General features: G+C 66.2%; 25 protein-coding genes. 20 read left to right on the top strand and 5 right to left on the bottom strand.

Going from position 1 to position 24,694, the window contains the following annotated elements; genetic code table 11:
* Positions 1 to 150 precede the first annotated feature (150 nt).
* The 3 genes from ASC45_RS01420 to ASC45_RS01410 all read right to left on the bottom strand — a co-directional run bounded on the left by ASC45_RS01420 (position 151) and on the right by ASC45_RS01410 (position 2,678).
* On the bottom strand, positions 151 to 747 hold the full coding sequence (locus ASC45_RS01420; protein WP_055449238.1) for a GbsR/MarR family transcriptional regulator: 597 nt from the start codon (positions 745 to 747) through the stop codon (positions 151 to 153).
* A 116-nt stretch (positions 748 to 863) separates the two neighbouring features.
* Positions 864 to 2,447, bottom strand: a complete 1,584-nt coding sequence (gene glpD / locus ASC45_RS01415; RefSeq protein WP_055449237.1) for a glycerol-3-phosphate dehydrogenase — start codon at positions 2,445 to 2,447, stop codon at positions 864 to 866.
* Positions 2,448 to 2,471: 24 nt separating this feature from the next.
* Complete coding sequence (locus ASC45_RS01410; protein WP_141655701.1) at positions 2,472 to 2,678, bottom strand: hypothetical protein; 207 nt, start codon at positions 2,676 to 2,678, stop codon at positions 2,472 to 2,474.
* A 195-nt stretch (positions 2,679 to 2,873) separates the two neighbouring features.
* Between ASC45_RS01410 and ASC45_RS01405 the strand changes: the two genes are divergently transcribed.
* The 20 genes from ASC45_RS01405 (at position 2,874) to ASC45_RS01310 (ending at position 22,642) form a co-directional block, all read left to right on the top strand.
* Entirely contained in the window at positions 2,874 to 4,010 is a 1,137-nt protein-coding gene (locus tag ASC45_RS01405; RefSeq protein WP_055449235.1) for an ABC transporter substrate-binding protein, read from the top strand.
* Complete coding sequence (locus ASC45_RS01400; RefSeq protein ID WP_082454170.1) at positions 4,010 to 4,924, top strand: ABC transporter permease; 915 nt, start codon at positions 4,010 to 4,012, stop codon at positions 4,922 to 4,924. Before ASC45_RS01405 ends, ASC45_RS01400 begins: the two co-directional genes overlap by 1 nt.
* A complete protein-coding gene (locus tag ASC45_RS01395; protein WP_055449234.1) occupies positions 4,921 to 5,709 on the top strand; it encodes an ABC transporter permease in 789 nt (262 codons plus the stop codon). The genes ASC45_RS01400 and ASC45_RS01395 overlap by 4 nt, the downstream gene beginning before the upstream one ends.
* The gene (locus ASC45_RS01390; RefSeq protein ID WP_055449233.1) at positions 5,709 to 6,788 is read left to right on the top strand and encodes an ABC transporter ATP-binding protein; all 1,080 of its coding nucleotides are present in this window, start codon (positions 5,709 to 5,711) and stop codon (positions 6,786 to 6,788) included. The genes ASC45_RS01395 and ASC45_RS01390 overlap by 1 nt, the downstream gene beginning before the upstream one ends.
* 8 nt (positions 6,789 to 6,796) lie before the next feature.
* Positions 6,797 to 7,624 (top strand): phosphodiesterase, encoded by an 828-nt coding sequence (locus ASC45_RS01385; RefSeq protein WP_055449232.1) that lies wholly within the window; start codon positions 6,797 to 6,799, stop codon positions 7,622 to 7,624.
* Between the two features lie 90 nt (positions 7,625 to 7,714).
* Positions 7,715 to 8,170: a MarR family winged helix-turn-helix transcriptional regulator gene (locus ASC45_RS01380; protein WP_055449231.1), complete on the top strand. Its 456-nt coding sequence runs from the start codon at positions 7,715 to 7,717 to the stop codon at positions 8,168 to 8,170.
* Positions 8,167 to 8,724: a cytochrome b gene (locus tag ASC45_RS01375; RefSeq protein WP_055449230.1), complete on the top strand. Its 558-nt coding sequence runs from the start codon at positions 8,167 to 8,169 to the stop codon at positions 8,722 to 8,724. The genes ASC45_RS01380 and ASC45_RS01375 overlap by 4 nt, the downstream gene beginning before the upstream one ends.
* Before the next feature lie 10 nt (positions 8,725 to 8,734).
* Entirely contained in the window at positions 8,735 to 9,307 is a 573-nt protein-coding gene (locus tag ASC45_RS01370) for a YceI family protein (protein WP_055449229.1), read from the top strand.
* 38 nt (positions 9,308 to 9,345) lie between these two features.
* Complete coding sequence (locus tag ASC45_RS01365; protein WP_055449228.1) at positions 9,346 to 10,008, top strand: YceI family protein; 663 nt, start codon at positions 9,346 to 9,348, stop codon at positions 10,006 to 10,008.
* Between the two features lie 5 nt (positions 10,009 to 10,013).
* The gene (locus ASC45_RS01360) at positions 10,014 to 10,805 is read left to right on the top strand and encodes a dioxygenase family protein (protein WP_055449227.1); all 792 of its coding nucleotides are present in this window, start codon (positions 10,014 to 10,016) and stop codon (positions 10,803 to 10,805) included.
* Between the two features lie 208 nt (positions 10,806 to 11,013).
* The gene (locus ASC45_RS01355) at positions 11,014 to 12,384 is read left to right on the top strand and encodes an NAD(P)-dependent oxidoreductase (protein WP_055449226.1); all 1,371 of its coding nucleotides are present in this window, start codon (positions 11,014 to 11,016) and stop codon (positions 12,382 to 12,384) included.
* Positions 12,377 to 13,693 (top strand): NAD-dependent dihydropyrimidine dehydrogenase subunit PreA, encoded by a 1,317-nt coding sequence (gene preA, locus ASC45_RS01350; RefSeq protein ID WP_055449225.1) that lies wholly within the window; start codon positions 12,377 to 12,379, stop codon positions 13,691 to 13,693. Before ASC45_RS01355 ends, preA begins: the two co-directional genes overlap by 8 nt.
* Positions 13,694 to 13,733: 40 nt before the next feature.
* A complete protein-coding gene (gene hydA, locus ASC45_RS01345; protein ID WP_055449224.1) occupies positions 13,734 to 15,179 on the top strand; it encodes a dihydropyrimidinase in 1,446 nt (481 codons plus the stop codon).
* A 45-nt stretch (positions 15,180 to 15,224) separates the two neighbouring features.
* Positions 15,225 to 16,499 (top strand): Zn-dependent hydrolase, encoded by a 1,275-nt coding sequence (locus tag ASC45_RS01340; protein ID WP_055449223.1) that lies wholly within the window; start codon positions 15,225 to 15,227, stop codon positions 16,497 to 16,499.
* A gap of 70 nt (positions 16,500 to 16,569) precedes the next feature.
* Entirely contained in the window at positions 16,570 to 17,391 is an 822-nt protein-coding gene (locus ASC45_RS01335) for an ABC transporter ATP-binding protein (RefSeq protein ID WP_055449222.1), read from the top strand.
* 5 nt (positions 17,392 to 17,396) lie between these two features.
* On the top strand, positions 17,397 to 18,332 hold the full coding sequence (locus ASC45_RS01330) for an ABC transporter permease (protein ID WP_055449221.1): 936 nt from the start codon (positions 17,397 to 17,399) through the stop codon (positions 18,330 to 18,332).
* Positions 18,329 to 19,513 (top strand): ABC transporter permease, encoded by a 1,185-nt coding sequence (locus ASC45_RS01325; RefSeq protein WP_245609904.1) that lies wholly within the window; start codon positions 18,329 to 18,331, stop codon positions 19,511 to 19,513. The genes ASC45_RS01330 and ASC45_RS01325 overlap by 4 nt, the downstream gene beginning before the upstream one ends.
* A 37-nt stretch (positions 19,514 to 19,550) precedes the next feature.
* Entirely contained in the window at positions 19,551 to 20,585 is a 1,035-nt protein-coding gene (locus ASC45_RS01320) for an ABC transporter substrate-binding protein (RefSeq protein WP_055449220.1), read from the top strand.
* 128 nt (positions 20,586 to 20,713) lie between these two features.
* Positions 20,714 to 21,310 carry a TetR family transcriptional regulator C-terminal domain-containing protein gene (locus ASC45_RS01315; RefSeq protein WP_342665679.1) on the top strand — a complete coding sequence of 199 codons (597 nt, stop codon included), beginning with the start codon at positions 20,714 to 20,716 and terminating at the stop codon, positions 21,308 to 21,310.
* A 57-nt stretch (positions 21,311 to 21,367) separates the two neighbouring features.
* Complete coding sequence (locus tag ASC45_RS01310) at positions 21,368 to 22,642, top strand: amidohydrolase family protein (protein ID WP_055449218.1); 1,275 nt, start codon at positions 21,368 to 21,370, stop codon at positions 22,640 to 22,642.
* A gap of 4 nt (positions 22,643 to 22,646) precedes the next feature.
* On the opposite strand, the gene ASC45_RS01305 is transcribed toward ASC45_RS01310, so the two are convergent.
* A complete protein-coding gene (locus ASC45_RS01305) occupies positions 22,647 to 23,237 on the bottom strand; it encodes an NAD(P)H-dependent oxidoreductase (RefSeq protein ID WP_055449217.1) in 591 nt (196 codons plus the stop codon).
* Positions 23,238 to 23,243: 6 nt separating this feature from the next.
* Positions 23,244 to 24,677 carry an amidohydrolase family protein gene (locus tag ASC45_RS01300; RefSeq protein ID WP_055449216.1) on the bottom strand — a complete coding sequence of 478 codons (1,434 nt, stop codon included), beginning with the start codon at positions 24,675 to 24,677 and terminating at the stop codon, positions 23,244 to 23,246.
* Positions 24,678 to 24,694: the final 17 nt, after the last annotated feature.

The following is a 24,694-nucleotide window of genomic DNA, read 5'->3' as shown; positions in this document are numbered from 1 at the left end:
GAAGCGGATCGGGTTGACGGTCTATGAGGCGCAAGCAAGCCAAGGCGGGCGCCGTGCCCGGCTCGGTGCGGCGCAGAGTTCAGCGCGATGCAAGTCCCTGCGGAGGCGGCAGGTCGTTGCGCAGGGTCCAGGGGGTGGCGGCGCACATGGTCAGTTCTCCACCGCCTTGAGGACGGGCTTGGCAGGAGCGGCGCGCTTGCGCGTGGCGACCTGTTTCACGCGGCCCTTGAACGCCAGCAATTTCTGCACCGCGCCGCCGAGCTGCATGAGCTGTCGCACGTCCTCGCTGGGCATGCGCTGGATGTCGTCGAACCACCGCGTGGCCAGTTCGATGAGGTCGTGCATCTGCCGCATGCGCTCCTGCGCGTGGCGCTCGGCCTGCCCCTCGGGCTGCTCCATCAGGGCTTCGCGCAGCATCGACAGCGTGGGGTCGATTTCGCGCTTGCGGCGCTCTTCGGCCAGGGTGCGGAAAATGGCCCAGACATCGTCCGGGGCGGAGAAATAGTCGCGCCGGTCGCCGGGAAGGTGCTGCATGCGCACCAGATTCCAGGCGCCCAGTTCCTTCAGCCCCATGCTGACGTTGGAACGCGAAAAATCCAGCGCGGAGGCGATCTCGTCGGCATTGAGGGGGCGGTCGCTGACGAACAGCAGGGCGTAGATCTGCCCGACCGTGCGGTTGATGCCCCAGCGGCTGCCCATCTCGCCAAAGTGCAGCACGAAGCGCCGCACGAGTTCAGGGAGGTTCATCGAAGTTTCTGAAGATTCAGCAAAGTCTGAAATTTCAGAAAAATTCTCTGACCCGGATCATGCCGCCCAGGTAACGAAATGTGGTGACCCCATACTCATTGGGGTATTCGCGCCGATCAGGCCGGGGGTGTGGCGAACCAGTCGTGCAGCGCTTGCTGTTGCTCTGCCGTGGTGTGCAGGCCGAGCTTGCTGCGACGCCAAAGCACATCGTCTGCGGACTGCACCCATTCCCTCTGCCGCAGATAGCGCAGTTCCGACTCGTACAGGCCGGGCAGGACTTGCTCGCCCAAGCTCTGCAGGTGGTTGGCCGCCTCGCCGCGCGCATCAGTCAGCACCCGGTCGATGCGGCTGCCATAGGCGCGGGCCAGACGCAGCGTCAGAGTCGGCGGCAGCCAGGGGTGGCGCTGCTCCACGGTCTGCACGAAGCGCGCGAAGTCGGAGTCGGGTCGAGTGGCCGGGCCGATGAAGGCTGACAGATCGCCGCCGGGAAGGAAGGCATCGTGCGTCCACCCCGGGCGCGGCTCGCCCAGCGCGGCGCACACCTGATCGGCGGCCTGCTCGGCGAGCTTGCGGAAAGTGGTGATCTTGCCACCCCAGACGGTGAGCAGCGGGGCGCCTTCAACGTCGAGTTCGAGCTTGTAGTCGCGGGTGGCGGCCTTGGGGTCGCCCGCGTGATCTTCCAGCAGCGGACGCACGCCGGCATAGCGCCAGACGATCTGTTCGGGCCTGACCTCGGTGCGGAAGTAGCGGTTCACTTCGGTGCAGAGATAGTTGGCCTCGACGTCGCTGCAGACTTCGGCGCCGTCGGGCTGCGCGACTTCGATATCGGTCGTGCCGATCAGCGTGAATTGGCGCTCGTAGGGAATGGCGAACACAATGCGCCCGTCGATCGCCTGAAAGATGTAGGCAAGCTCATGCGTGAACAGCCGGGGTACCACGATATGGCTGCCACGTACCAGACGCAACGAGCGGCGCTCGCGGGGCGGTTGACCATCGGCGTTGCGCGCTGCGTGTTTGAGCCATTGCTCCGCCCACGGCCCGGCCGCATTGACCAAGGCGCGGGCCGTCACGCTCACCTCGGTGCCCGTGCCCGTAGCCGGACGCAACGTGGCCTGCCATCCGGCGTCGTGGCGGGTGGCCCGGGTGCAGGCGGTGCGGGTGAGAACGGTCGCCCCGCGCTCGGCGGCATCGACCGCGCAGAGAGCGACCAGCCGGGCGTCGTCCACCCAGCCATCGGAGTAGATGAAGCCGAGGGCATAGCCCCGCTTGAGCGGCTCGCCCGCGGGGTGGCCGCGCAGATCGAGGCTGCCCGAACCCGGCAACCATTCGCGCCGGGCCAGATGGTCGTACAGAAACAGCCCGGCACGGATCATCCAGGCAGGACGCATGGCGGGGGCGTGCGGCATGACGAAGCGCAAGGGCCACATGATGTGCGGTGCGCTACGCAGCAACACCTCGCGCTCCTGCAACGCCTTGCGCACCAGCCCGAACTCGCGGTATTCGAGATAGCGCAGCCCGCCGTGGATCAGCTTGGTGGAGGCCGACGAGGTATGCGACGCCAGATCGTCGCGCTCGCACAGCACAACCCGCAAGCCCCGCCCCGCCAGATCGCGGGCGATGCCAGCCCCATTGATGCCACCGCCCACGACCAGAACGTCGCAGGAGCGATGGGTAGAGGGATGTTCGGCCACCGTGGTCATTGCGGCATGGTAGGGGTAATGACCTCAATGGCTCAGACGCATTCCCGAGCTTCGGTCGAACACATGCAGCGCCTCTGCGCCGATGCGCAGCCCCATGCGCTGACCCTCTCGCCAGGGGGCATCGCCTGCCAACCTGACCACGCAGCGTTGCCCTCCGATGGCGCCGTGGAGGATGGTTTCCGCCACGAGCGCCAAGGTGAGGATGCCCTCTTCAGTGTCCAGGATCGCCACCCATAGGCGCATAGTATGGCCGAGATCATGCAGTGCCTATGGAAGTGAAGAGTATGTCCGTGAGACGTCCGGCCCGGCGTTTGATGGCCATTGACTACGCGAGTCGAAGAGCGAATCATGGAGTCATCGATTTGTCACATGCGCCGCATAGGCTCGCGCCCTTCTGTACGCACAATATCTCCTTGGAGTCCTTCCATGACCGTTCGCTCAACCGATTCACGTCGCAACTTCCTCAAGCTCTCCGCCGGTGCCGCAGGCGCCAGCCTGGGCAGCGCGCTGCTTCCCGGCCTTGTCGGCAACGCCCTGGCCGCGCCCGCCATGCCGACCGACAAGGCGCTGATCGCGGCGGCCAAGGCGGAAGGCAAGCTCAACGTGATCGCCCTGCCGCCGGATTGGGCCAACTATGGCAAGATGATCGCCGAGTTTTCCAAGCTCTACGGCATCAAGGTCAACAGCGCCTCGCCCGATGCCAGCTCGGCCCAGGAACTGCAGGCGATCAAGTCGCTGAAGGGCCAGAGCCGCGGGCCGGACGTGGTGGATGTGGGCCCGGCCTTTGCGCTGGCTGGGGTTGAGGAGGGTTTGTTCCAACCTTACAAGGTGTCCACCTGGGCGAGCATCCCCGACAACATGAAGGACGCTTCCGGCCTTTGGTGGGGCGACTATTTCGGTGTGGTGTCCTTCGGCGTTAACCGCAATGTGGTGAAGAACCCGCCAAAATCGTGGGCCGATCTGCTCAAGCCGGAATACAAGGGCATGGTGGCCCTCAACGGCAGCCCGCTGGGCGCGGGGGCGGCGTTTGCCGGGGTGTTTGCTGCGTCGCTGGCCAACGGCGGTTCGCTCGACAACATGCTCCCCGGCGTGGAGTTCTTCGCCAAGTTGGCGAAGGCCGGTAACTTCAATCCTTCCGATGCCACCTCGGCCAGCCTGGTGTCGGGTCAGACGCCCATCGTCGTCAACTGGGACTACCTGAACATCGCCCAGGCGAAGAAGGAAGCGGGCAAGGTCAAGATCGACACGGTGATCCCTGCCGACGCCAAGCCCTATGGCGGTTACTACTGCCAGGCCATCAGCAAATTCGCGCCCAACGTCAAGGCGGCGCAACTCTGGGAAGAGTTCCTGATGTCCGATGCCGGTCAACTCATATACCTGGAGGGCTTTGCGCATCCGGCCCGTTTCAACGACATGGTGGCTCGCGGCGTGATCCCGCGAAAGCTCATGGCGGAACTCCCGCCGGCCGAGGCTTATAAAGAGGTGGTGTTCGCCGACAAGGCTCAGACTGAAAAGGCCCAGGGCGTCCTCAAATCCGACTGGGCCAAGATGGTCAAGGTGTGATGCGAACAGCGCATCTCCCGCCGGGGCGCGCAGCCAGCGCGGCCCGGTCGGCGCGCTGGCTGCAGGTGCTGCGCAGGCATTGGGGCTCGGTGCTGTTCATCGGCCCTTTTCTGCTTTATGTGCTGGTGTTTCTGCTGCTGCCCGCGCTGCGGCTGTTTGCACAGTCGGTCAGTGACAAGCACGGCCTGACCTTGCGCTATCTGGCCGAACTCGGCCAGCCGCAAACGGCGCAGGCGTTCACGAATTCCATCGTGCTGTCGGCGGTCTCGGCGCTGGTCGGATTGGTGTTCGGCGGCCTGGTGGCGTATCTGATGCTGCGTCCTGCGGCACCGGCCGGTCTGCGCTCGCTGGTCACGTCGTTCAGTGCGGTGGCGGCCAATTTTGCCGGGGTGCCGTTGGCCTTCGCCTTCATCGCCACGCTGGGCAGTCTCGGCATGGTGACCGTCTGGCTGAAGCATCTCGGTGTCGACCTTTACGCCAGCGGCTTCAACCTGTATTCCATGACCGGTCTGGTGCTGGTTTATGCCTACTTTCAGATACCGTTGATGATCATCGTGATCATTCCGGCGATCGAGGGTTTGCGGCGCGAATGGCGCGAAGCGGCGCAGAGTCTGGGCGCAGGAGGGTGGATGTATTGGCGCGCGGTGGGCCTGCCTATTCTGATGCCGTCCTTGCTGTCGGCTTATCTGCTGCTGTTTGGCAATGCCTTTTCAGCCTACGCCACGCCCTATGCGCTGACCTCGGGCAACATCGGTCTGGTGCCTATCGAGATCAGCAATGTGCTTTCGGGCAATGTGATGCTCGAGCCGCAGGCAGGCGCGGCACTGGCGCTGGGCATGATCGCGGTGATGCTGGTGGTGATGCTGCTCTACGCCCTGGTCTCGCGCCGGTCCGGACGTTGGAGCAGGCGATGAGCGCGGCCCGTCGTCGCTTGCCCTGGTCGGGCACCGTGCTGCTCCTGGTGGTGGGTCTTTATTTCTCCCTGCCGCTGCTCGCCACGGGTGTATTCAGCCTTTGGGAGGGCGGTGACCGTTATGGCATGTCGGCCTACGTCAGCCTTGTGCATCAAGATGCGTTGTGGGAGAGCCTTTGGCTGAGCCTGCGGCTCGCCCTCGAAACCATCGCCCTGAGCATGGTGGTGCTCGTTCCCGCCGTGTTCTGGATGCATTTGCGCGCACCGCGCATGAAGCCGCTGTTCGACTTCATCTCCGTGCTGCCGTTCGTCGTTCCGCCCATCGTGCTCGTCGCCGGCCTGACCGCCTTGTTTCACGGGCCGGACTGGTTCGTCGGTACGCCCAATTACCTGGTCGTGCCCTATGTCATCCTGGCGCTTCCCTACACCTATCGGGCTCTGGACGTGGGCATGCGCGCGCTTGACCTGCGCACCCTTACCGAGGCCTCGCACAGCCTGGGTGCGGGCTGGGGCACTTTTTTGCTGCGCGTGCTGGTGCCCAACCTGACCAGTGCGCTGGCGGGCGCGGCGCTGCTCACCATCGCCATCGTCATGGGCGAGTTCACCTTTGCGAACGTGCTGTTGTTCAACACTTTCGCGGTCTATATCAATTACATCGGCCAGACCTCGGCCACGGAAGCGGCGGCACTCACCCTGCTGAGCTTTCTCATCACCTGGCTGGCGATGCTCGGTGTGCTGCTGTCAGGGCGGGGCAAAGGGCAGGCGCAAATGGGAGGTGCGCACTGATGGCGACGCTTGAGATCAAAGAGGTGGCTAAACGCTACGGCGACCGCACCGTGCTGCACGACATCAATCTGACTTTGGCAAGCGGCGAGTTTCTGTCCCTGCTCGGCCCGTCGGGTTGTGGCAAGACCACGCTGCTGCGCATCATCGCGGGTTTCGAGCACCCTGACGGTGGTCAGGTGCGGGTCGATGGACAGGACATCACGGCGCTGCCAGCCAACCGGCGGCAGATGGGCATGGTGTTCCAGGCCTACAGCCTGTTTCCGAACATGACCGCCGAGGAGAACGTGCGGTTCGGGCTGCGGGTGCGCAAGGTCGATGCCGCCGAGCAATCGAGGCGGGTGCTGGAGTTGCTCGAACTCGTCGGTCTTGCCAACCATGCCGCCAAATACCCGCATCAGCTCTCCGGTGGGCAGCAGCAGCGCGTGGCGCTGGCGCGGGCGCTGGCGATCCGGCCTTCGCTGCTGCTGCTCGACGAGCCCTTGTCGGCGCTCGATGCCAAGGTGCGGGTGCAGTTGCGCGAGGAAATCCGCCGCATCCAGCGCGAAACCGGCATCACCACCGTGTTCGTCACCCATGACCAGGAGGAGGCGCTGTCCATCTCCGACCGGGTGGCGGTGATGTACGAGGGGCGCATGGTGCAGGTCGGTGCGCCCGCGGCGATCTACCAAGAGCCGACGCACCCGTTCGTCGCCCAGTTCATCGGCATCTCCAGCCGCCTGCCGGCGCGCGTGGTCGATGCCGATCAGGGCGTGATCACGGTGCTCGACCGCGCGCTGCACACGCCACGAGCGCGCGGCTTGCAGCCTGATGTCGCCCTTCATCTCTATCTGCGCCCCGAAGGCGTGCAACTGCAGGCGGTGAACGGCAAGGATCCGCAGAGCGCCGTGCTGCAGGGCACGGTGCGTGAAAGCACGTTTTTCGGGGCCGTGACCCGTTTGCGGGTGGAACTCGATGGCGGCCAAGGCGTGCTCGCCGACCTTTCGACGCATGAGGCACTGCAACTGCCCATAGGCATCCGGGTGCATGTGAGCTGGCAGCCCGATGCGATGCGGCTGCTACCCGCAGAACTCCCCATCTGAAAGCTGGAATGAAGTTCATTCATATCACCGACACCCACCTGACCACCCCGGGTCGTACGCTTTACGGCATCGATCCCTTGGCGCGGTTGCAGGCGGCCGTCGCGCACATCTGCGCACAGCATGCCGATGCCGAACTCTGCGTCATCACGGGTGACCTCACCCATTGGGGCGAAGCGGCCGCCTACGGAAGCCTGCGCGAGGCCCTGCACGCGCTGCCCATGCCCGTGCTGCTGCTCATTGGCAATCACGATGCGCGTGGCGCTTTCCGTGTGGCGTTCCCCGAGGTGCCAGTCGACCCGAGTGGCTTCGTGCAGTGGACGCATGAGACTTCGGTCGGCCGCTTCATCCTGCTCGACACGGTGATCGGCGACGCCGCGCAGGGCAGACGATCGGCGGGCTACTTCGACGCGGGCCGGGTCGAATGGCTGCGCGCCAGGCTCGATGAGGCCCAGGCTGACGGTGTACCTGTCTTTCTGTTCATGCACCACCCGCCGTTCGGGGTCGGAATCCCGGCCTTCGACGACATCAACCTCGTCGCCGACGATGCACGGGTCTTCGGCGCCCTGCTGCGCCAGTATGACCACATTCGCCACCTGTTTTTCGGGCACATCCACCGGCCCATATCCGGCAGTTGGCACGGCATTCCTTTCTCGACGCTACCGGCCACGGCACATCAGTCGGGGCTGGACTTTCTTTCCGGCACTGACCTGTTTACCCATGAGGCGCCGGGCTATGGCGTGGTGCTGATCACGCCCGAGCAGGTCACGGTGCACATCAGCGACTTCACTTATCGCGGGCCGCAGATCGATCCGGCCAGCGAACGTCTTCAGGGTTGAGCTTCTCGGCGGGGCGCGTCATGACCCTTCTGGCAAAGATAGTTCTAATCAGAACTAATATGCCGACACGACTTCTCGCCCGCTCTGTCCGTGAAAACGACTCCTCCCTTTCTCCCCCTGGTGCGCGAGCTTGTGCGCACTTATCAGGCCTTCGAGCGGGTTTCCGCCGGGCATGTGCGCAGCATGGGCTTGACCCCGGCGCAGTTCGACGTGGTGGCGACGCTGGGGAATACGCAGGGCATGAACCCCAAGCAGCTCGGTGAGAAAACCCTCATCACCAAAGGCACGCTGACGGGGGTGGTCGATCGGCTGGCGGAGAAGGGGCTGGTGCAGCGTCTGCCGGATCCTCGCGATGGCCGCGGCCAGATCGTGCGGCTGACCGCGCAGGGGCAAGCGCTGTTCGAAACCGTATTCCCCGCGCACGTGGCCCATATCGGCCGGGCGCTTGCCGGTTTTGACAGCGCCAGGCTCGGCCCGACGCAGCAGGCGCTGCACCTGCTGCGGCAAGCGCTGGAGCAGGCCGGTGGAGCGGAGGCCGAGGCATGAAACCCTCGTCGCCACCCAAGGTGGCCCGCTACACCTTGCCCGCCCAGGCGCTGCATTGGCTCATCGCCTTGCTGATCTTCGGCCTGTTTCCGCTTGGCCTGTATATGCACGGCCTGCCGCTTTCGGTGCTCAAGATCGAGCTGTACTCATGGCACAAATGGTTCGGCATCACGGTGCTGTTGCTGGTGGTGCTGCGCATCGGCTGGCGGCTGACGCATCGCCCGCCACCGCTGCCTGAGCTGGTGCCGCGCTGGCAGCAGGCCGCCGCTGCGTTGATGCACGAGTTGCTGTATGTGCTCATGCTGTTCATTCCCTTGTCGGGATGGGCACTCAGCTCGGCGGCCGGTGTGCCCGTGGTGTGGTGGGGTGTGCTGCCGCTGCCCAGTCTGCTGCCCGCCAACAAGGACGCGGCGCATCTGTTGCTGCTGGTGCATGCCACGCTCAATTACACCCTGGCCGCGCTGGTGGCGCTGCATGTGGCCGCTGCGCTCAAGCACCAGTTCATCGACCGCGACGGCGTGCTCTCACGCATGTTGCCCAAACTCCGATCGTGAGGAGATCATCATGAAGCTTCGAATTGGAATTCCAACGCTCGCACTGGCACTTGCTGCCGCGGGCATCGCTCCGGCCTGGGCGCAGCCCGTGGCCTACACCCACGCCCTGCCTGCTTCCAGCGTGACCTTCACCGCCACGCAGATGGGGGTGCCGATGAAAGGGCACTTCAAGGCCGTGAGCGCGCAGGTCGACTTCATGCCAGGTGACCTTGCAGGGTCGCATGTGGCAGTGACGGTGCAGGCCGCCAGCATCGATGCCGGCAGCGCTCAGACCAACGCCTTGCTCACCGGGGCCGACTGGCTGGCGGCCAAGACCGATCCGCAGGCGCGCTTCGCTTCCAACAGCTTCGCGTCTGACGGCCCCGGGCGCTACTGGCTCAGCGGCACGCTCAGTGCCAAGGGCCACAGCCAGCCGCTGCGCGTGCGGGTGAGCACCCATCCCGACGGCAAGAACCTGGTGATGGACGCGCACTTCGATCTCGATCGCACCGCATTCGGCCTCGGCACCGGTTCGTGGTCGGACACCAGCGTGGTGGCCGCAGCCATTCCGGTGAAGGTTCATCTCGTCGTCTCTCCTCAATGACCCACAGCCTCCCCAGACGTTAACGAAAGGACTTCACCATGATGCACACTTCCCCCCGCAGGTCGGCCACCGCCGCCGTTGTCGCCAGTCTGGCCCTGGTGCTGGCCGCCGCACCGACCTGGGCTTCCGAACCGTCCGCGCCCCAGCCCTATGCGCACAAGATGTCCGACCCGGCGGGCAGCTACCGGGTCGACCCCGACCATTCCGGCGTGCAGTTCACCCTCGGCCATGCCGGGGTCGGCCGCTTCACCGGCGTGTTCAAGAGTGTGACAGGCACCTACACCTTCGACCCGGCCGATCCCGCGAAGGACCAGGCCGACATCGTCATTCCCGTCAAGAGCCTGGACACCTTCCTGCCGCAACGCGATACCGACCTTCTGGCCACGCCCTTCTTCGATGCGGCGGCGCATCCCGACATCCGCTTCGTCAGCACCCGCTATGTGCCGCAGGACAAGACCCACGGCAAGCTCTACGGCAACCTCACCCTGCGCGGCGTGACCCATCCCGTGACCTTCGACGTGAAGCTCATCGGCGCGGGCGACGTGCCTTATCTGCCCAAGCCCTGGGGCGGCTATCTCAGCGGTTTCGTCGCCACCGCCACGATCAACCGCATGGACTTCGGCATGACCGCCTTCGCCGCTGGCCTGGGTCACGATGTGGCCGTGCGCGTGGAAGTCGAAGGCGTGCGCTCGACATCTTGAACGCCATGGCGCCCTCGCCGATGCCCACGCTGTTCATCTCGCATGGCTCGCCCATGCTGCCGCTGGAGCCGGGCACCGCCGGGCCCATGCTGCAGGCGCTCGGTCGGGCTCTGCCGCGGCCCGAGATCATCCTCGCCTTCTCGCCGCACTGGATGGCGCGTGAGCCGATGGTGGGCACCAGCGCCCGGCCCGAGACCGTGCACGATTTCGGCGGCTTCGACCGCGCGCTCTATGCCCTGCAATACCCCGCACCCGGCGCGCCGCAGTGGGCGCCGCGGGTGGAGCGTCTGCTGCAAGACGCAGGCTGGCGGGTGCATGAAGACCCGCATCGCGGGCTCGATCACGGTGTCTGGTCGCCCTTGCGGCTGATGTATCCCGAGGCCGATGTGCCCGTCGTGCCGCTGGCCATGCCCTGGCCGCTCGACGCCGCTGGCGCCTACCGACTGGGCGCGGCACTGGCGCCACTGACCGAACAGGGCGCCTTGCTGCTGGGCACGGGCAGCCTCACGCACAACCTGCACGACTTCCACCCCGGCGCCCGTACCGACGAAGCGCCAGCGCCCTATGTGCAGGCCTTCGTCGACTGGGTTCGCGGCATGATCGACCGTGGCGACAACGAGGCGCTGCTCGACTATCGCCGCAGAGCACCGCATGCCGCGCGCGCCCATCCCACCGACGAGCATCTGCTGCCGCTGTTCTGGGCGCTGGGTGCCGCCGGTGCGGGTGCCCGTCCGCAGCACCATGCCGGCGGCGTGCACTACGGCAATCTGAGCATGGATGCCTGGGTTTTTTTCTAACCGAGTTGGTGCGAGCCGCACCAGTCCGTGACAGGCGTGCACGCCAAACGGGCGGGCTGCGCGGTCGCCTCAAGTCAGACTGACCCCTAAGACTCCCATTCCTACGCCGGGGCACGCTTTGCTGCCTGGCACGCTGATTGCGTCAGTGAGCTCAACCTGACCGTTTGATCAGGTTTGAATCAGCCCACAGCCAACCGGAGTTGCCAGCATGTCTTCTCATCTGCGGTCCGAGATGCCAGCCACCGATCTGATGGCTCGCTTCGCCGATGCAGTGCCTCCCCTGACCGCCTCACAGGCGCTACTCGAAGCCGAGCGCTGTCTGTACTGTTTCGACGCGCCCTGCACCCGAGCCTGCCCAACGCGGATCGACGTGCCCTCCTTCATCCGCCGCATTGCCGACGGCAATCTGCGCGGTGCAGCGCAAACCATTCTCGACGCCAACCCGCTGGGCGGCATGTGTGCCCGCGTCTGCCCCACAGAAGACCTGTGCGAGAAGGTCTGCGTGCGCAACACCCAGCAGGACCTGCCCGTGGCCATCGGCCGCCTGCAGCGCCATGCGATCGACACGCTCATGCAAAGCCCGAGACCGCAGGTCTTTCAGCGTGCGGCGTGTCTGGGGGAGCGCGTGGCCGTCGTCGGCGCCGGACCCGCCGGCCTGGCCTGCGCGCATACCTTGGCGCGCCAAGGCTATGACGTGGAGGTCTTCGACGCCCGCGCCAAGCCGGGCGGTCTCAACGAATACGGACTGGCGGCTTACAAGACCGCCGGTGATTACGCGCAGCGGGAAGTGGCCTGGCTACTGGACATCGGTGGCATCACCCTGCACAACGGCTGGAGGCTGGAATCCGCACTGCAATTGCAGGCGCTGCGGGACGAATTCGATGCCGTGTTCCTCGGCATCGGTCTGGACGACACACACTCTCTCGGCATTCCTGGCGAGATGCTGGAAGGCGTGCATGACGCGGTGGACTTCATTGCCGCGTTGCGGCAGGCCAGGGATCTGGAGCAGATTCCGCTCGGCCGTCGTGTCGTGGTCATCGGTGGCGGCATGACGGCCGTGGACGCCGCCGTGCAGGCCAGGCTGCTTGGCGCGGAACAGGTGACCATGGTCTACCGCCGTGGCGAATCCAGCATGTCCGCGTCGAAGGATGAGCAACACTGGGCACAGACGCATGGCGTGACCATCCGCCACTGGCTGGCGCCCGAGGAGGTGATAGGTAAGCACGGCAAGGTACAAGCTGTGCGCTTTGCACGTCAGACGCTGCAAGACGGCCGACTGCTTCCCACGGGCGAGACCGAAACGCTGGTGGCCGACATGGTGCTCAAGGCCATCGGCCAGACACTGGGCAACCCCTGGCTGCGTGATGCCGGGCTGGAACTGGCGCGGGGCCGCATCGTGGTCGATGCGCAAGGGCGCACATCGTTGCCTGGCGTCTGGGCGGGCGGTGACTGTATCGGCGGTCTGGAACTCACCGTCGAAGCCGTGGAGCACGGCAAACGTGCCGCGCACTCCATTCACGCGCAACTGAGCGCAGCCAGAGATACTGCCACTCAACATCGGGAAATCGCTTATGGCTGATCTGCGCATCGACTTTGCGGGTATCCGCAGTCCCAATCCCTTCTGGCTGGCCTCGGCGCCGCCGACCGACAAGGCCTACAACGTGGTGCGTGCCTTCGAGGCAGGGTGGGGCGGCGTGGTGTGGAAGACCCTGGGCGAGGCCGGGCCGCCAGTGGTCAACGTCAACGGCCCGCGCTACGGCGCCCTGCTCACCCCCGACCGCAGGCTGCTGGGCTTCAACAACATCGAACTCATCACCGACCGCCCGCTGGACGTGAACCTGCGCGAAATCGCCCAGGTCAAGCGCGACTGGCCCGACCGCGCCCTGGTGGTGTCGCTGATGGTGCCGTGCGAGGAGCAGGCGTGGAAAGCCATCCTGCCCCAGGTCGAAGACACGGGCTGCGACGGCATCGAACTCAACTTCGGCTGTCCGCACGGCATGAGCGAGCGCGGCATGGGCTCGGCCGTGGGGCAGGTGCCCGAATACATCGAAATGGTCACCGCCTGGTGCAAGCACTACAGCCGCCTGCCGGTCATCGTCAAGCTCACCCCCAACATCACCGACGTGCGCTACCCAGCGCGCGCGGCGCGGGCCGGCGAGGCCGACGCGGTGTCGCTGATCAACACCATCAACTCCATCATCGGCGTCGATCCGGCCACGCTCACCATGCAGCCCTCCACGGGCGGCCTGGGCTCGCACGGCGGCTACTGCGGCCCGGCGGTCAAGCCGATTGCACTGAACATGGTGGCCGAGATTGCACGCGATCCCGCCACAGCAGACATGCCGATCTCAGGCATCGGCGGCATCGGCAACTGGCGTGACGCGCTGGACTACATCGCTCTGGGCGCGGGCAGCGTGCAGGTCTGCACCGCTGCCATGGTGTACGGCTTCAAGATCGTGCAGGAGATGTGTGACGGTTTGTCCAATTACATGGACGAGATGGGCTTTGCCAGCATCGCCCAACTCAGCGGCCGCGCGCTGCCCTCGGTGACAGACTGGAAGTACCTCAACCTCAACCATGTGTCCAAGGCCGTGATCGACCAGGATTTGTGCATCCAGTGCGGTCGCTGTCACATCGCATGCGAAGACACCTCGCACCAGGCCATCACCGCCAGTGTGGACGGCCAGCGCCGCTTCGTCGTGAAAGAGGAGGACTGTGTGGGCTGCAACCTCTGCGTCAACGTCTGCCCGGTGCCCGACTGCATCACCCTGCGCGACCTCGCGGCAGGCGAAGTGGACGCGCGCACCGGCCAGCCGGTCAGCGCGCAGCCGCTGCGCTGGACCGAGCATCCCAACAACGCCGCCTGCGCCTGCCTGAGTGCAAATTGAGCGCGGCCGTCCGATCCCCCTCGCCATCCCGGAGAATCCCATGCCCTCAACCCTGCTGATTCGTGGCGGCACCGTAGTCAATGCCGACCGCGCCGAGCGCGCCGATGTGCTCTGCCGCGAAGGCCGCATCGTCGCCGTGGGCCTGGACCTGGGTGTGCAGGCCGGGGCCGAAGTGCTCGATGCCGAGGGTCTTTATGTCATGCCCGGCGGCATCGACCCGCATACCCATATGCAGCTGCCGTTCATGGGCACGGTGACGATGGACGATTTCTACAGCGGTACCGCAGCCGGGCTGGCCGGGGGCACGACCACCATCATCGACTTCGTCATTCCCGACCCGCAGGAGCCGCTGATGGACGCCTACCGCAAGTGGCGCGGCTGGGCCGAGAAGTCCGCGTCCGACTACAGCTTTCACGTCGCCGTGACCTGGTGGGACGACAGCGTGCACCGCGATATGGCCACTCTGGTACGCGAGGAAGGAGTCAACAGCTTCAAGCATTTCATGGCTTACAAGAATGCCATCATGTGCGACGATGAAACCCTGGTGCGCAGTTTCCGCCGCGCGCTGGAACTCGGCGCCATGCCCACGGTGCACGCCGAGAACGGGGAACTGGTGTTCCTGCTGCAGCAGGAGATGAAGGCGCTGGGCGTCACCGGGCCCGAGGGCCATCCGCTGAGCCGCCCGCCCGCGGTGGAGGCCGAGGCGGCACAGCGCGCCATCGCCATTGCCGATGTGCTGGGCGTGCCGATCTACATCGTGCATGTGTCTTGCGCTGAAGCCGCGGATGCCATCGCCCGTGCCCGCGCCCGTGGCCAGCGGGTGTTCGGCGAAGTGCTGGCTGGGCACCTCACGGTCGACGACAGCGCCTACCGCAACCCCGACTTCGCCACCGCCGCAGGTCATGTGATGAGCCCGCCCTTCCGCGAAAAATCACACCAGGAGGCGCTGTGGCGTGGCTTGCAGGCCGGACATTTGCATACCACCGCCACCGATCACTGCACCTTCTGCGCCGCGCAAAAAGCCGCTGGCAAGGACGACTTCACCCGCATCCCCAATGGTTGCGGCGGGGTGGAGGAACGCATGATGGTGATCTGGGACGCGGGCGTGAACAGCGGACGGCTGACCCCCAGCGAGTTCGTCGCCATCGCCTCGGCCAATGCCGCCAAGCTTTTCAACATCTATCCCCGCAAGGGCTGCATCACGGCCGGGGCTGATGCCGATCTGGTGCTGTGGGATCCGACCGCCACGCGCACGCTCTCGGTCAAGACGCAGAAGTCGCTGGGCGATTTCAATGTGTTCGAAGGCCGTACCGTCACCGGGGTGCCGACCGCCACCATCAGTCAGGGCAAGGTGGTCTATCTCCACGGCGACTTACGCGCCGAACGCGGCGCCGGGCGCTATGTGCAGCGACCTGCGTTCAGCACGCACTTCGACGCCATGGCGCGCTGGAGCAAGCTGCATGCGCCGGTGGCCGTGACCCGCTGATTCTGAGTCCATTGCAGTCTTGCTCGCCCACTGGAGAATGATCCCATGAACACTCGCACCGACCTTCCCCCGCAAAGCGCGGTATCCGCGCTGCGCGTCAATGGCGACCGCCTGTGGCAATCGCTGATGGAACTGGCGCAGATCGGCGCCACGCCCAAAGGCGGTGTGTGCCGCCTGACTCTGACCGATCTGGACAAACAGGGCCGTGATCTGGTGCTGGCCTGGGCGCGCGAGGCCGGCATGACCATCACCATCGATAAGATCGGCAATGGCTTCATGCGCCGCGCCGGGCGCAACAACGCGCTGCCGCCCATCATGACCGGCAGCCACATCGACACCCAGCCGACCGGCGGCAAATTCGATGGCAATTACGGCGTGCTCGCCGGGCTGGAGGTGGTGCGCACCCTCAACGACCACGGCATCCAGACCGAAGCGCCGATCGAGGTGGCGTTCTGGACCAACGAGGAAGGTTCGCGTTTCGTGCCGGTGATGATGGGCTCGGGCGTGTTCGCCAAGGCCTTCACCCTGGAGCATGCCTACGCCGCCACCGATACCGAGGGCAAGTCGGTGAAGGGCGAACTGGAACGCATCGGCTATATCGGCGAGCAGGAGCCAGGCGACCATCCCATGGGCGCGTATTTCGAAACACACATCGAACAGGGTCCGGTGCTTGAAGACGCCGACGTGACCATCGGTGTGGTGCAGGGCGTGCTCGGCATCCGCTGGTTCGACTGCACCGTCACCGGCATGGAGGCGCACGCCGGTCCCACGCCCATGGCCTTGCGCCGCGACGCGCTGCAAGTGGCCACGCAGCTGATGCAGGAGGTCGTGGCCTGCGCCCTGCGCCACGCACCACACGGGCGCGGCACCGTGGGCATGGTGCAGGTGCATCCCAACAGCCGCAATGTGATTCCAGGGCGGGTTAAGTTCAGCATCGACCTGCGCAACGGCAGCGACGCCGCGGTCGACCAGATGGCCGATGAGGTCAAGGCCTACGCGCAAAAACTGGCGCAAGACAGCGGCCTGTCCATCCAGATCGAACAGGTGTCGAGCTACCCGGCGCAGGCCTTTCATTCCGACTGCATCGACGCCGTGCAGCGCGCGGCTGCGCAGTTGGGCTACTCGCACATGCCCGTGGTGTCCGGTGCTGGACATGACGCGGTGTACGCCGCGCGTCTGGCGCCCACCGGGATGATTTTCATTCCCTGCAAGGACGGCATCAGCCATAACGAAATCGAGGATGCCAAGCCCGAGCACATCACCGCTGGGGCCAACGTGCTGTTACACGCCATGCTCGAACGCGCAGGAGTGGCGCGTTGAAGCCCGTCCGGGCATGTTCCTTGCAGCAGCCCTGACCAATTGGTTAGCTTTTCACTTTTACGTCCTCCGCATGTCCGCCCTGATCGATCCGTTCGCTGCCTCGCGTTTGTCTGTTCCTGCCACCAAGCCTGCGGTCGAGGTGCGCGGCGTCAGCGTGGTCTACCCCGCAGCCGACGCGCCCGTGCAGGCGCTCAAGGACATCGATCTGCGCATCGGCCAGGGCGAGTTCGTCTCGCTCATCGGCCCCTCGGGGTGCGGCAAGACCACGCTGCTGCGGGTGATCGCCGATCTGGAGTCCATCAGCGCGGGGGAGGTGTGGGTCAACGGCCTCAGCCCGCGCGAGGCGCGGCAGGCGCGCGCCTACGGCTATGTGTTCCAGGCCCCGGCGCTGTTCGCCTGGCGCACGGTGCTGGCCAATGTGATGCTGCCGCTGCGCATCCAGGGCATGCGCAAGGAGCAGGCCGCCGCAGTCGCGCGCGAGCATCTGGCCCGCGTGGGCCTGGCTGCTTTCGACAACAAGTATCCCTGGCAGTTATCCGGCGGCATGCAGCAGCGCGTGTCCATCGCCCGCGCCCTGGCCTTCGAGCCGCGCATCCTGATGATGGACGAGCCCTTCGGTGCGCTCGACGAAATCACCCGCGACGACCTCAACGCCCAGTTGCAGGCGCTGTGGCAGCGCGAGCGCCGCACCGTGGTGTTCGTCACCCACTCCATCGCCGAGGCGGTGTACTTGTCCACCCGCATCGTCGTCATGTCGCCCCGCCCGGGACGCATCGTCGAGGTGATCGACTCCAGACTGCCCGACGAGCGCACCCTGGAGCTGCGCGACACACCCGAATATGCGGCGCTGGTCCACGCGGTGCGCAAGGCGCTCGCCGACGGACATCACTGATCGTCATGGCCTCCATTCCCGTGACCCAATTGGTGCCTCATGTACCTGCGGCGCACATCGCCTCTGCGCGTCAGGGCAGGACGCTGCCGGTGCTGGTCGTCGGCGCCGTGCTGGTGCTGCTTTGGTACGCGCTGGCCGTGCTGCTCAACGGCCACAGCGCCGAGCAGCAGGTGCTCGCACCGCTGAACAAGCCGTGGAACTGGAGCGACTGGCTGCTGGCCACCTGGTCGGCGCCCCGCCCGGTGCTGCCCGCGCCGCACCAGATTGCCATCACCCTGTGGCAGGGCCTGTTCGACTGGCCCTTCGACTCCCCGCGCAGCCTGCTGCTGCAGACCTGGATCACCGCGCAGGCCACCTTGCTGGGCTTCGTGCTCGGCGGCCTGTTTGGCTGGGTGCTGGCCGCGCTGATGGTGCATGCCCGCACCCCGGAGCGCGCGCTGATGCCCTGGGTCGTGGCCTCGCAGACCGTGCCGGTGCTGGCGCTGGCGCCCATCGTGCTCATCATCCTCGGCAGCCTGGGGCTGAGCGGCCTGCTGCCCAAGGCGGTCATCGCCATGTATCTGTGCTTCTTTCCGGTGACCGTCGCCATGGTGCAAGGGCTGCGCGCGCCGCAGCGCATCGAATCCGAGCTGCTGCACACCTATGCCGCGTCGCGGTGGCAGACGTTCTGGCTGCTGCGCATGCCTTCGGCGCTGCCTTATGTATTCCCGGCGCTGAAGGTGGCCGTTGCCGCAGGGCTGGTCGGGGCGATGGTGGCGGAGGTGTCCACCGGCGCGCAGGGTGGCTTGGGTGCGCGTCTGCTCACCGCGTCCTACTACGGCAACATCTTGCAGATGTGGGCGGCGCTGGTCATGGCGGCGCTGCTGGGTCTGGGGCTGACGGCGGCGGTGGCCTTGCTGGAACGTCTGGTGCTGCGCAAACGCGGCGGGAGGCCGCAATGAGCGCGATCACACTGACGGCCGCGGTGGCCTCACAAAGGGATGCGGCCATTGCGCCGCGTCGCCGCGCGCCCGGTGGCGTGCTGGCGCTGTGCGCACTGCTGGCTATTGCGCTGAGCGCCGCCATGCTCTTGCTGGCCGACGTGCCAGGGGCTCTGGCGCTCGACGCCGCGAGCCAGCCGCGCGCCCTTGCCGCGCTCGGTCTGCTGCTACTTGCCGCCGTGCGTCTGCTGTGGCCCAGCAGGCGCTGGATGACGTATGGCCTCACGCTGCTGGCGCTGGCGGCCGGGTTGCTGTGGCTGGGCGTGCCGCCCGCAACCGGCGCGGCGCAGGCGGGCAGCGGCTTCTGGCTCGGGTGTGTCGCGCTGGGGCTGATGGCTTTGCTTACCGTGCATCGTTGCGCGCATCTCGACGGTTCGCGCCTGGATGCGCAGTCCGCGGCCGCGGTGCTCGGGCTGTGGGCGCTGCTGTTCTGGCAACTCGGCGTGACGACGTTCGATGTGCCGCGGGTCATTCTGCCTGCGCCGCAGTGGGTGCTGTCCTCGCTGGTGGACCGGGCTGGCACTTTGGCGCAGGACGCGATGCAGACACTGGTGCGTGAGGCGCTGGCAGGCTGGCTGATCGGTTGCGGTCTGGGCTTCGGCGTGGCGCTGGCCATCGACCGTCATGGCTTTCTGCAGCGCGGTCTGCTGCCCATCGCCTCGATGACCAGCGCGGTTCCGTTGGTCGGCGTCGCCCCGATTGCCGTGATGTGGTTCGGCTTCGGCTGGGAGTCCAAGGCCGCAGTCGTGGCGCTGATGACCTTCTTCCCCATGCTGGTGTCCACCCTGGCCGGGTTGCGCGCTGCGGGCCGACTCGAAGCCGAGTTGATGCAGACTTACGGTGCCAGCCATCGCCAGACGCTGTGGCTGCTCAAGCTGCCCAGCGCCGTGCCGCAGATGATCACGGCGCTGAAGATCAACGCCACGCTGGCGCTGATCGGCGCCATCGTCGCCGAGTTCTTCGGCTCGCCCACGGTCGGGCTGGGCTTTCGCATTTCCACCGAGGCGGCGCGCATGAACATGGGCCTGGTCTGGGCCGCCATTGCCGTGGCCTCGGCCGCTGGCTCCGCGGCCTATGCGGCTCTGGTCTTACTGGAACGCCGCGCCGCCTTCTGGCATCCCTCGGTGCGCAGCGCCGTCTGATTTCATCAACCCCACCCCACCTCGCAAGGAGCGCAACATGAATCTGCTGTCTCGACATCTTCGCCACTGGGCCGCAGCCGCCCTGATCGGCCTGGGCGCAAGCCACGCCGCGCTGGCCGCGGACAACAAGGTCACGCTGCAGCTCAAATGGGTGCCGCAGGCGCAGTTCGCCGGGTATTACGTGGCCGCCGCCAAGGGCTACTACAAGGACGAGGGGCTGGATGTGACCATCAAGCCGGGCGGCCCCGATGTGTCGCCGGTGCAGGTCATCGCGGGTGGAGGTGCCGATGTGGTGGTGGACTGGATGCCGGACGCGCTGGCCTCGCGCGAAAAGGGCGTGCCGCTGGTCAACATCGCGCAGGTGTTCAACCACTCCGGCCTGTTGCTGGTGTGCAAGAAGTCCAGCGGCGTGACCAGCCCGAAAGACTTCAAGGGCAAGACCCTGGGCGTTTGGTTCGGCGGCAATGAATACCCCTTCTTCAACTGGATGAGCAAGCTGGGCTACAAGCCGGGCAAGGACATCACCGTGCTCAAGCAGGGCTTCAACGTCGATCCCCTGCTGCAGAACCAGGCCGCCTGCATCTCGGCGATGAACTACAACGAATACTGGCAGATCATCGACGCAGGGGTGAAGCCCAGCGATCTGGTGGTGTTCTCCTACCAGAAGGAGGGCGTGGCCACGTTGGAAGACGGCCTGTATGTCATGGGGCCCAAGCTCAAGGACAAGGCCTTCGATGACAAGATGGCGAAGTTTCTCAAGGCATCGTTCGCTGGCTGGGACTATGCGGTGAAGCATCCCAAGGAAGCGGCCAAGATCGTGGTCGCGCAAGATGCCAGCGGCAGCGCCACGGTGGCCGTGCAGGAGCGCCAGATGAAAAGCATCGCCCAGCTCATCACCGATGCCAATACGCCCAAGATCGGCTACCTCTACCCCGCAGACTATGAGCGTACGGTCAAGGTGCTGCTGTCCGGCGGCAGCGATCCGGTGATCAAGACCAATCCTGGCAAGGAAGGCTATAGCCACGTCATCTGGGACATGGCCGCCAAGCTGCCCTGGCCACCGAAGAAGTAAGCCCTCAGGGAACTCAGGCCATGCACGCGCTCCCGCACCGCGCAGTGATCGCGGACACTGCAGAGGACGGGGAGCCGCATCTGCCGCAGCGGCCTGTCGCTAGCGGCAAAAAGGGGATGCGGGGGCAGATGCGCGAAGCCAACGAAACCCTGATCCTCGACGCCGCCGAACAGGTGTTCGCGGGTGCCGGATTCGGCGGCGCCACCATGGCCGCCATCGCGGAGGCGGCCGCCCTGCCCAAGGCCAATCTGCACTACTACTTCGGCAACAAGCGCACCCTGTATCGCGCGGTGCTGGCGCGTTTGCTCGACGATTGGCTGGTGCCGGTGCAGGGCATCACCCCCGAGGCCGACCCGCGCACCGCGCTGGAGACCTATATCCGCGACAAGATGCGCATAGCCTTCGCCCGCCCGCAGGCGTCGCGGGTGTTCGCCAACGAGGTGCTGCACGGCGCACCCGAGATCAGCGACATGCTTGCCACCACCCTCAACCCGCTGGTGCGCGAAAAAGCCGCAGTGATCGACGGCTGGATCGCCCAGGGCCGCATGCGCGCGGTGGATAGCACCTACCTGTTTTTCACCATCTGGGCCGCTACCCAGACCTACGCCGACTTTGCGGTACAGGTCCAGGCCGTGCTCGGCGTGGGCGTGCTGGATGCCGCCCAACAGCACCGCGCCACCCGCCATGTGCTCGACATGGTGCTGCGGGGCTGCGGCTTGCCGTGAGCCCGGTGCCCGGCTACTCTGCTGCGGCATGCCACACTCTCCTCAGGAGCAACGCCGATGCTCGACCTTCTGCTGCGCCGCTGCACCCTGCCCGATGGCCGGGTCGACATCGACATCGGCATCCAGTCCGGGCGCATCGTTGCGCTGCAGCCTCAGCTTGCCGCGCAGGCCGCGAACGAGATCGACTGCGCTGGGCGGCTCGTCAGCCCGGCCTTTGTCGACGCCCATTTCCACATGGATTCGACCCTGTCGTATGGACTGCCGCGGGTCAACCAGAGTGGCACCCTGCTCGAAGGCATCGCTCTGTGGGGCGAGCTCAAGCCGACCCTCACGCAAGACGCCCTGGTCGAACGCGCCCTGGCCTATTGCGATTGGGCGGTAGCCAAGGGGCTGCTGGCCATTCGCACGCATGTGGACGTGTGCGACGACCGTCTGCTGGCCGTGGAGGCGCTGTTGCACGTGCGCGAGCGGGTCAAGCCTTATCTCGACCTGCAAATCGTGGCCTTTCCGCAGGACGGGCTGCTGCGCTCTGCCAACGCCCTGCGCAATCTGCAACGCGCGCTCGACCTGGGGGTGGACGTAGTGGGCGGCATTCCACATTTCGAGCGCACCATGAGCGAGGGTGCCGAAAGCGTGCGCATCCTGTGCGAGCTCGCTGCCGAGCGCGGGCTGCGGGTGGACATGCATTGCGACGAGTCCGACGACCCCTTGAGCCGCCACATCGAAACCCTGGCTCTGCACACCCACCGTCTGGGCCTGCAAGGCCGGGTGGCCGGCTCGCACCTCACCTCCATGCACAGCATGGACAACTACTACGTCAGCAAGCTTCTGCCGCTGATGGCCGAGAGCGGCTTGGCGGCCATTGCCAACCCCCTCATCAACATCACCCTGCAAGGCCGCCACGACAGCTACCCCAAGCGCCGCGGCATGACCCGCGTGCCTGAGTTGCTGGCCGCAGGCGTGCCGGTGGCCTTCGGCCAGGACTGCGTGATGGACCCGTGGTACGCCGGCGGCAGCGGCGACATGCTGGAAGTCGCGCACATGGGTTTGCATGTGGCGCAGATGACCGGGCAGACGGCGATGCGGCAATGCTTCGACGCCGTGACCACCACGCCGGCGCGCATTCTCGGGCTGGAGGGCTACGGTCTGGAGGTGGGTTGCCGCGCCGATCTGGTGCTGCTGCAGGCGGGCGATCCGGTGGAAGCCATCCGCCTGCGCGCAGCGCGACTGCTGGTCATCCGCGGCGGCGCCGTCGTGGCCACGACCCCACTGCAGACCGCCTCACTGCATCTGCCGGGGCGACCGACGGCGGTGGACTGGCGCAAGGGGTGAGAGGCTACGTTGGCAGCTTACGCAGCGCGGCCTCCACGCGCTGCGTAAATCCTTCGAGCTGGTCGCGGGTAGCTACGTTCATGTGATAACGCGCGTGATAGCGGATGCGCACGCCACGTCCGCACAGTGCGCGCAGATACCGGGTGATGACCTTGCGCGGCGGATCACCCATGGCCCAGGCCATCCACCTTGGACGGCCATAGGTGACGACGGCGGCGATGTGGCGTAGATGCGCGAGCCCCGGTTGCACATGCGCCGGGTCGCTGATGTCGAAAGCCACGCCCGGCACGAACACACGGTCGAAGAATCCCTTGAGTATGGCGGGCAGGCCGAAGCACCAGGTGGGGAAGCACAGCACCAGGGCTTCAGCCCGCTGCAGGCGTTGCACATAGTCGGCCACGCCTGCTGTGTTGCAGGTGGTGTCGCGGTAATTCAACCGTTCTTCACGTGACAGCACGGGGTTGAAGTCTTCGGCGTAGAGGTCACAGTCATCGACCTCGTGTCCGGCTGCGCGCAGGATTTGCACGACGCGCGCGTGCAGCGCAGCATGGAAGCTGGTTTCTACGGGGTGCGCATACAGCACGAGGACGCGCATGCCGGGTCAGGAGGTTGCCAGGCTTTGCAGGGTGCGCACGGCAGTGCGCGCCTGCGCGGCGAGTTCGGCCAGGTCCAGGCCGGGAATCGCGCCATCGCATACCACCTCCCTACCGCCCACCAGCAACGCGCGCAGGGTGGCGCCTCCGCTGGCTACCGGGGCGATGGCCGGGTCGTGCAGACCGAAGTGGCGAGGCTGATCGAGAGCGTAGATGGCGATGTCTGCGGCCATGCCGGGCTGCAGCGTGCCCACCCCGTCCAGCCCCAGAACACGCGCGCCTCCGGCTGTGCCCCAGCGCACCACGTCCTCCACCGTGGCATCCGCCGCGCCGGTTTCGCCGTTGCCACCGGCATACTCGGGCTGGGCGAAGTGGCCGCCACGGGCGCGGGCCATCAGCCAGGCGACATGCGCCTCATTGAGCATGTCGGCGGCCTCGTTCGACGCGGCGCCGTCCACCGCCAGCGAGATCGGGGTGCCTGCGTCTTCCAGCGCGCGAACCGGGGCGATGCCGCTGCCCAGACGCCCATTGCTTTGCGGGCAGTGTGCGATGCCGGTGCCGGTACGGCCGAGCAAGGCGATGTCTTCCGGGTCGAGTTTGACGAGGTGAGCGAACCACACGTCCGCGCCCAGCCAGTCCACACTGGCCGCGAAGTCGATGGGGCTGCGCTGGTACTGCATCTGCGCAGTCTGCTGATAGATCACCGTTTCGGACAGATGAGAATGCAGCCGCAGCCCCAGGCTGCGCGCGTGCGCCGCGGTGTCGCGCAACTCCTGCGGCTGCATGGAGAACAGCGGCGTGGTGGGTGCAGCCACCACGCGCCGCATGGCTTGCGACGACGGGTCGTGATAGCGCTGCTGCAGCCGGGACAAGTCGTCCAGATAGGCCTGGAGGGGTTCGGGTTGCAGAACCTTGGGCAGGCTGGTTTCGAGTTGCCGGGTGCGAGTCTGGCCGCCACGGCACAGCACCATGCGCAATCCGAGCCGCTCGGCCTCTTCGAACACAATGGCCGAGCCGTCGAAGGGCATGTCGGGCCAATACAGATAGTTGTGATCCGCCACGGTGCCGCAGCCCGAGAGCGCCAGTTCCACCAGGCCGATGCGCACCGCCAGACGGAAGCGCGGGGCGTCGAACGCGGCGCGGTAGCGGTAGGGCACTGCGGCCAGCCAGGGGGTGAGGGTGCAGTCGATGCCCTTCGGATCGCCCTTGAGCAAGGACTGGAATAAATGATGGTGGGTGTTGACCCAGGCGGGGTAGATCACGCAGCCGCTGGCATCGAGCACGCGCTCGCCTGGCTCGGGTGCCAGCATGCCGATGGCGCTGATGGCGCCGTTGCGGATGCGGATGTCAGCGCCTGTCGTGCGCGCCGCATCACCGGGCAGGCCGCTGAGCAGGGCCAGTGCTCCGCGGATGAGCAGGCTGGAATGAGTGTCGTTGAGCATGTGAGGAGCGTAGGCGA

The organism is Thiomonas bhubaneswarensis, from assembly GCF_001418255.1.
In the GTDB taxonomy this organism is placed as follows: domain Bacteria; phylum Pseudomonadota; class Gammaproteobacteria; order Burkholderiales; family Burkholderiaceae_C; genus Thiomonas; species Thiomonas bhubaneswarensis.
Note: the sequence above shows the minus strand (reverse complement) of the source record. Positions and strands in the feature narration are given on the sequence as shown.

What these genes read in the sequence shown, in the direction of transcription:
- ASC45_RS01420 (WP_055449238.1), bottom strand. Translation starts at nt 747, where the DNA reads ATGAACCTCCCTGAACTCGTGCGGCGCTTCGTGCTGCACTTTGGCGAG.
- glpD (WP_055449237.1), bottom strand. Translation starts at nt 2,447, where the DNA reads ATGACCACGGTGGCCGAACATCCCTCTACCCATCGCTCCTGCGACGTT.
- ASC45_RS01405 (WP_055449235.1), top strand. Translation starts at nt 2,874, where the DNA reads ATGACCGTTCGCTCAACCGATTCACGTCGCAACTTCCTCAAGCTCTCC.
- ASC45_RS01400 (WP_082454170.1), top strand. Translation starts at nt 4,010, where the DNA reads ATGCGAACAGCGCATCTCCCGCCGGGGCGCGCAGCCAGCGCGGCCCGG.
- ASC45_RS01395 (WP_055449234.1), top strand. Translation starts at nt 4,921, where the DNA reads ATGAGCGCGGCCCGTCGTCGCTTGCCCTGGTCGGGCACCGTGCTGCTC.
- ASC45_RS01390 (WP_055449233.1), top strand. Translation starts at nt 5,709, where the DNA reads ATGGCGACGCTTGAGATCAAAGAGGTGGCTAAACGCTACGGCGACCGC.
- ASC45_RS01385 (WP_055449232.1), top strand. Translation starts at nt 6,797, where the DNA reads ATGAAGTTCATTCATATCACCGACACCCACCTGACCACCCCGGGTCGT.
- ASC45_RS01375 (WP_055449230.1), top strand. Translation starts at nt 8,167, where the DNA reads ATGAAACCCTCGTCGCCACCCAAGGTGGCCCGCTACACCTTGCCCGCC.
- ASC45_RS01370 (WP_055449229.1), top strand. Translation starts at nt 8,735, where the DNA reads ATGAAGCTTCGAATTGGAATTCCAACGCTCGCACTGGCACTTGCTGCC.
- ASC45_RS01365 (WP_055449228.1), top strand. Translation starts at nt 9,346, where the DNA reads ATGATGCACACTTCCCCCCGCAGGTCGGCCACCGCCGCCGTTGTCGCC.
- ASC45_RS01360 (WP_055449227.1), top strand. Translation starts at nt 10,014, where the DNA reads ATGGCGCCCTCGCCGATGCCCACGCTGTTCATCTCGCATGGCTCGCCC.
- ASC45_RS01355 (WP_055449226.1), top strand. Translation starts at nt 11,014, where the DNA reads ATGTCTTCTCATCTGCGGTCCGAGATGCCAGCCACCGATCTGATGGCT.
- preA (WP_055449225.1), top strand. Translation starts at nt 12,377, where the DNA reads ATGGCTGATCTGCGCATCGACTTTGCGGGTATCCGCAGTCCCAATCCC.
- hydA (WP_055449224.1), top strand. Translation starts at nt 13,734, where the DNA reads ATGCCCTCAACCCTGCTGATTCGTGGCGGCACCGTAGTCAATGCCGAC.
- ASC45_RS01340 (WP_055449223.1), top strand. Translation starts at nt 15,225, where the DNA reads ATGAACACTCGCACCGACCTTCCCCCGCAAAGCGCGGTATCCGCGCTG.
- ASC45_RS01335 (WP_055449222.1), top strand. Translation starts at nt 16,570, where the DNA reads ATGTCCGCCCTGATCGATCCGTTCGCTGCCTCGCGTTTGTCTGTTCCT.
- ASC45_RS01330 (WP_055449221.1), top strand. Translation starts at nt 17,397, where the DNA reads ATGGCCTCCATTCCCGTGACCCAATTGGTGCCTCATGTACCTGCGGCG.
- ASC45_RS01325 (WP_245609904.1), top strand. Translation starts at nt 18,329, where the DNA reads ATGAGCGCGATCACACTGACGGCCGCGGTGGCCTCACAAAGGGATGCG.
- ASC45_RS01320 (WP_055449220.1), top strand. Translation starts at nt 19,551, where the DNA reads ATGAATCTGCTGTCTCGACATCTTCGCCACTGGGCCGCAGCCGCCCTG.
- ASC45_RS01315 (WP_342665679.1), top strand. Translation starts at nt 20,714, where the DNA reads ATGCGCGAAGCCAACGAAACCCTGATCCTCGACGCCGCCGAACAGGTG.
- ASC45_RS01310 (WP_055449218.1), top strand. Translation starts at nt 21,368, where the DNA reads ATGCTCGACCTTCTGCTGCGCCGCTGCACCCTGCCCGATGGCCGGGTC.
- ASC45_RS01305 (WP_055449217.1), bottom strand. Translation starts at nt 23,237, where the DNA reads ATGCGCGTCCTCGTGCTGTATGCGCACCCCGTAGAAACCAGCTTCCAT.
- ASC45_RS01300 (WP_055449216.1), bottom strand. Translation starts at nt 24,677, where the DNA reads ATGCTCAACGACACTCATTCCAGCCTGCTCATCCGCGGAGCACTGGCC.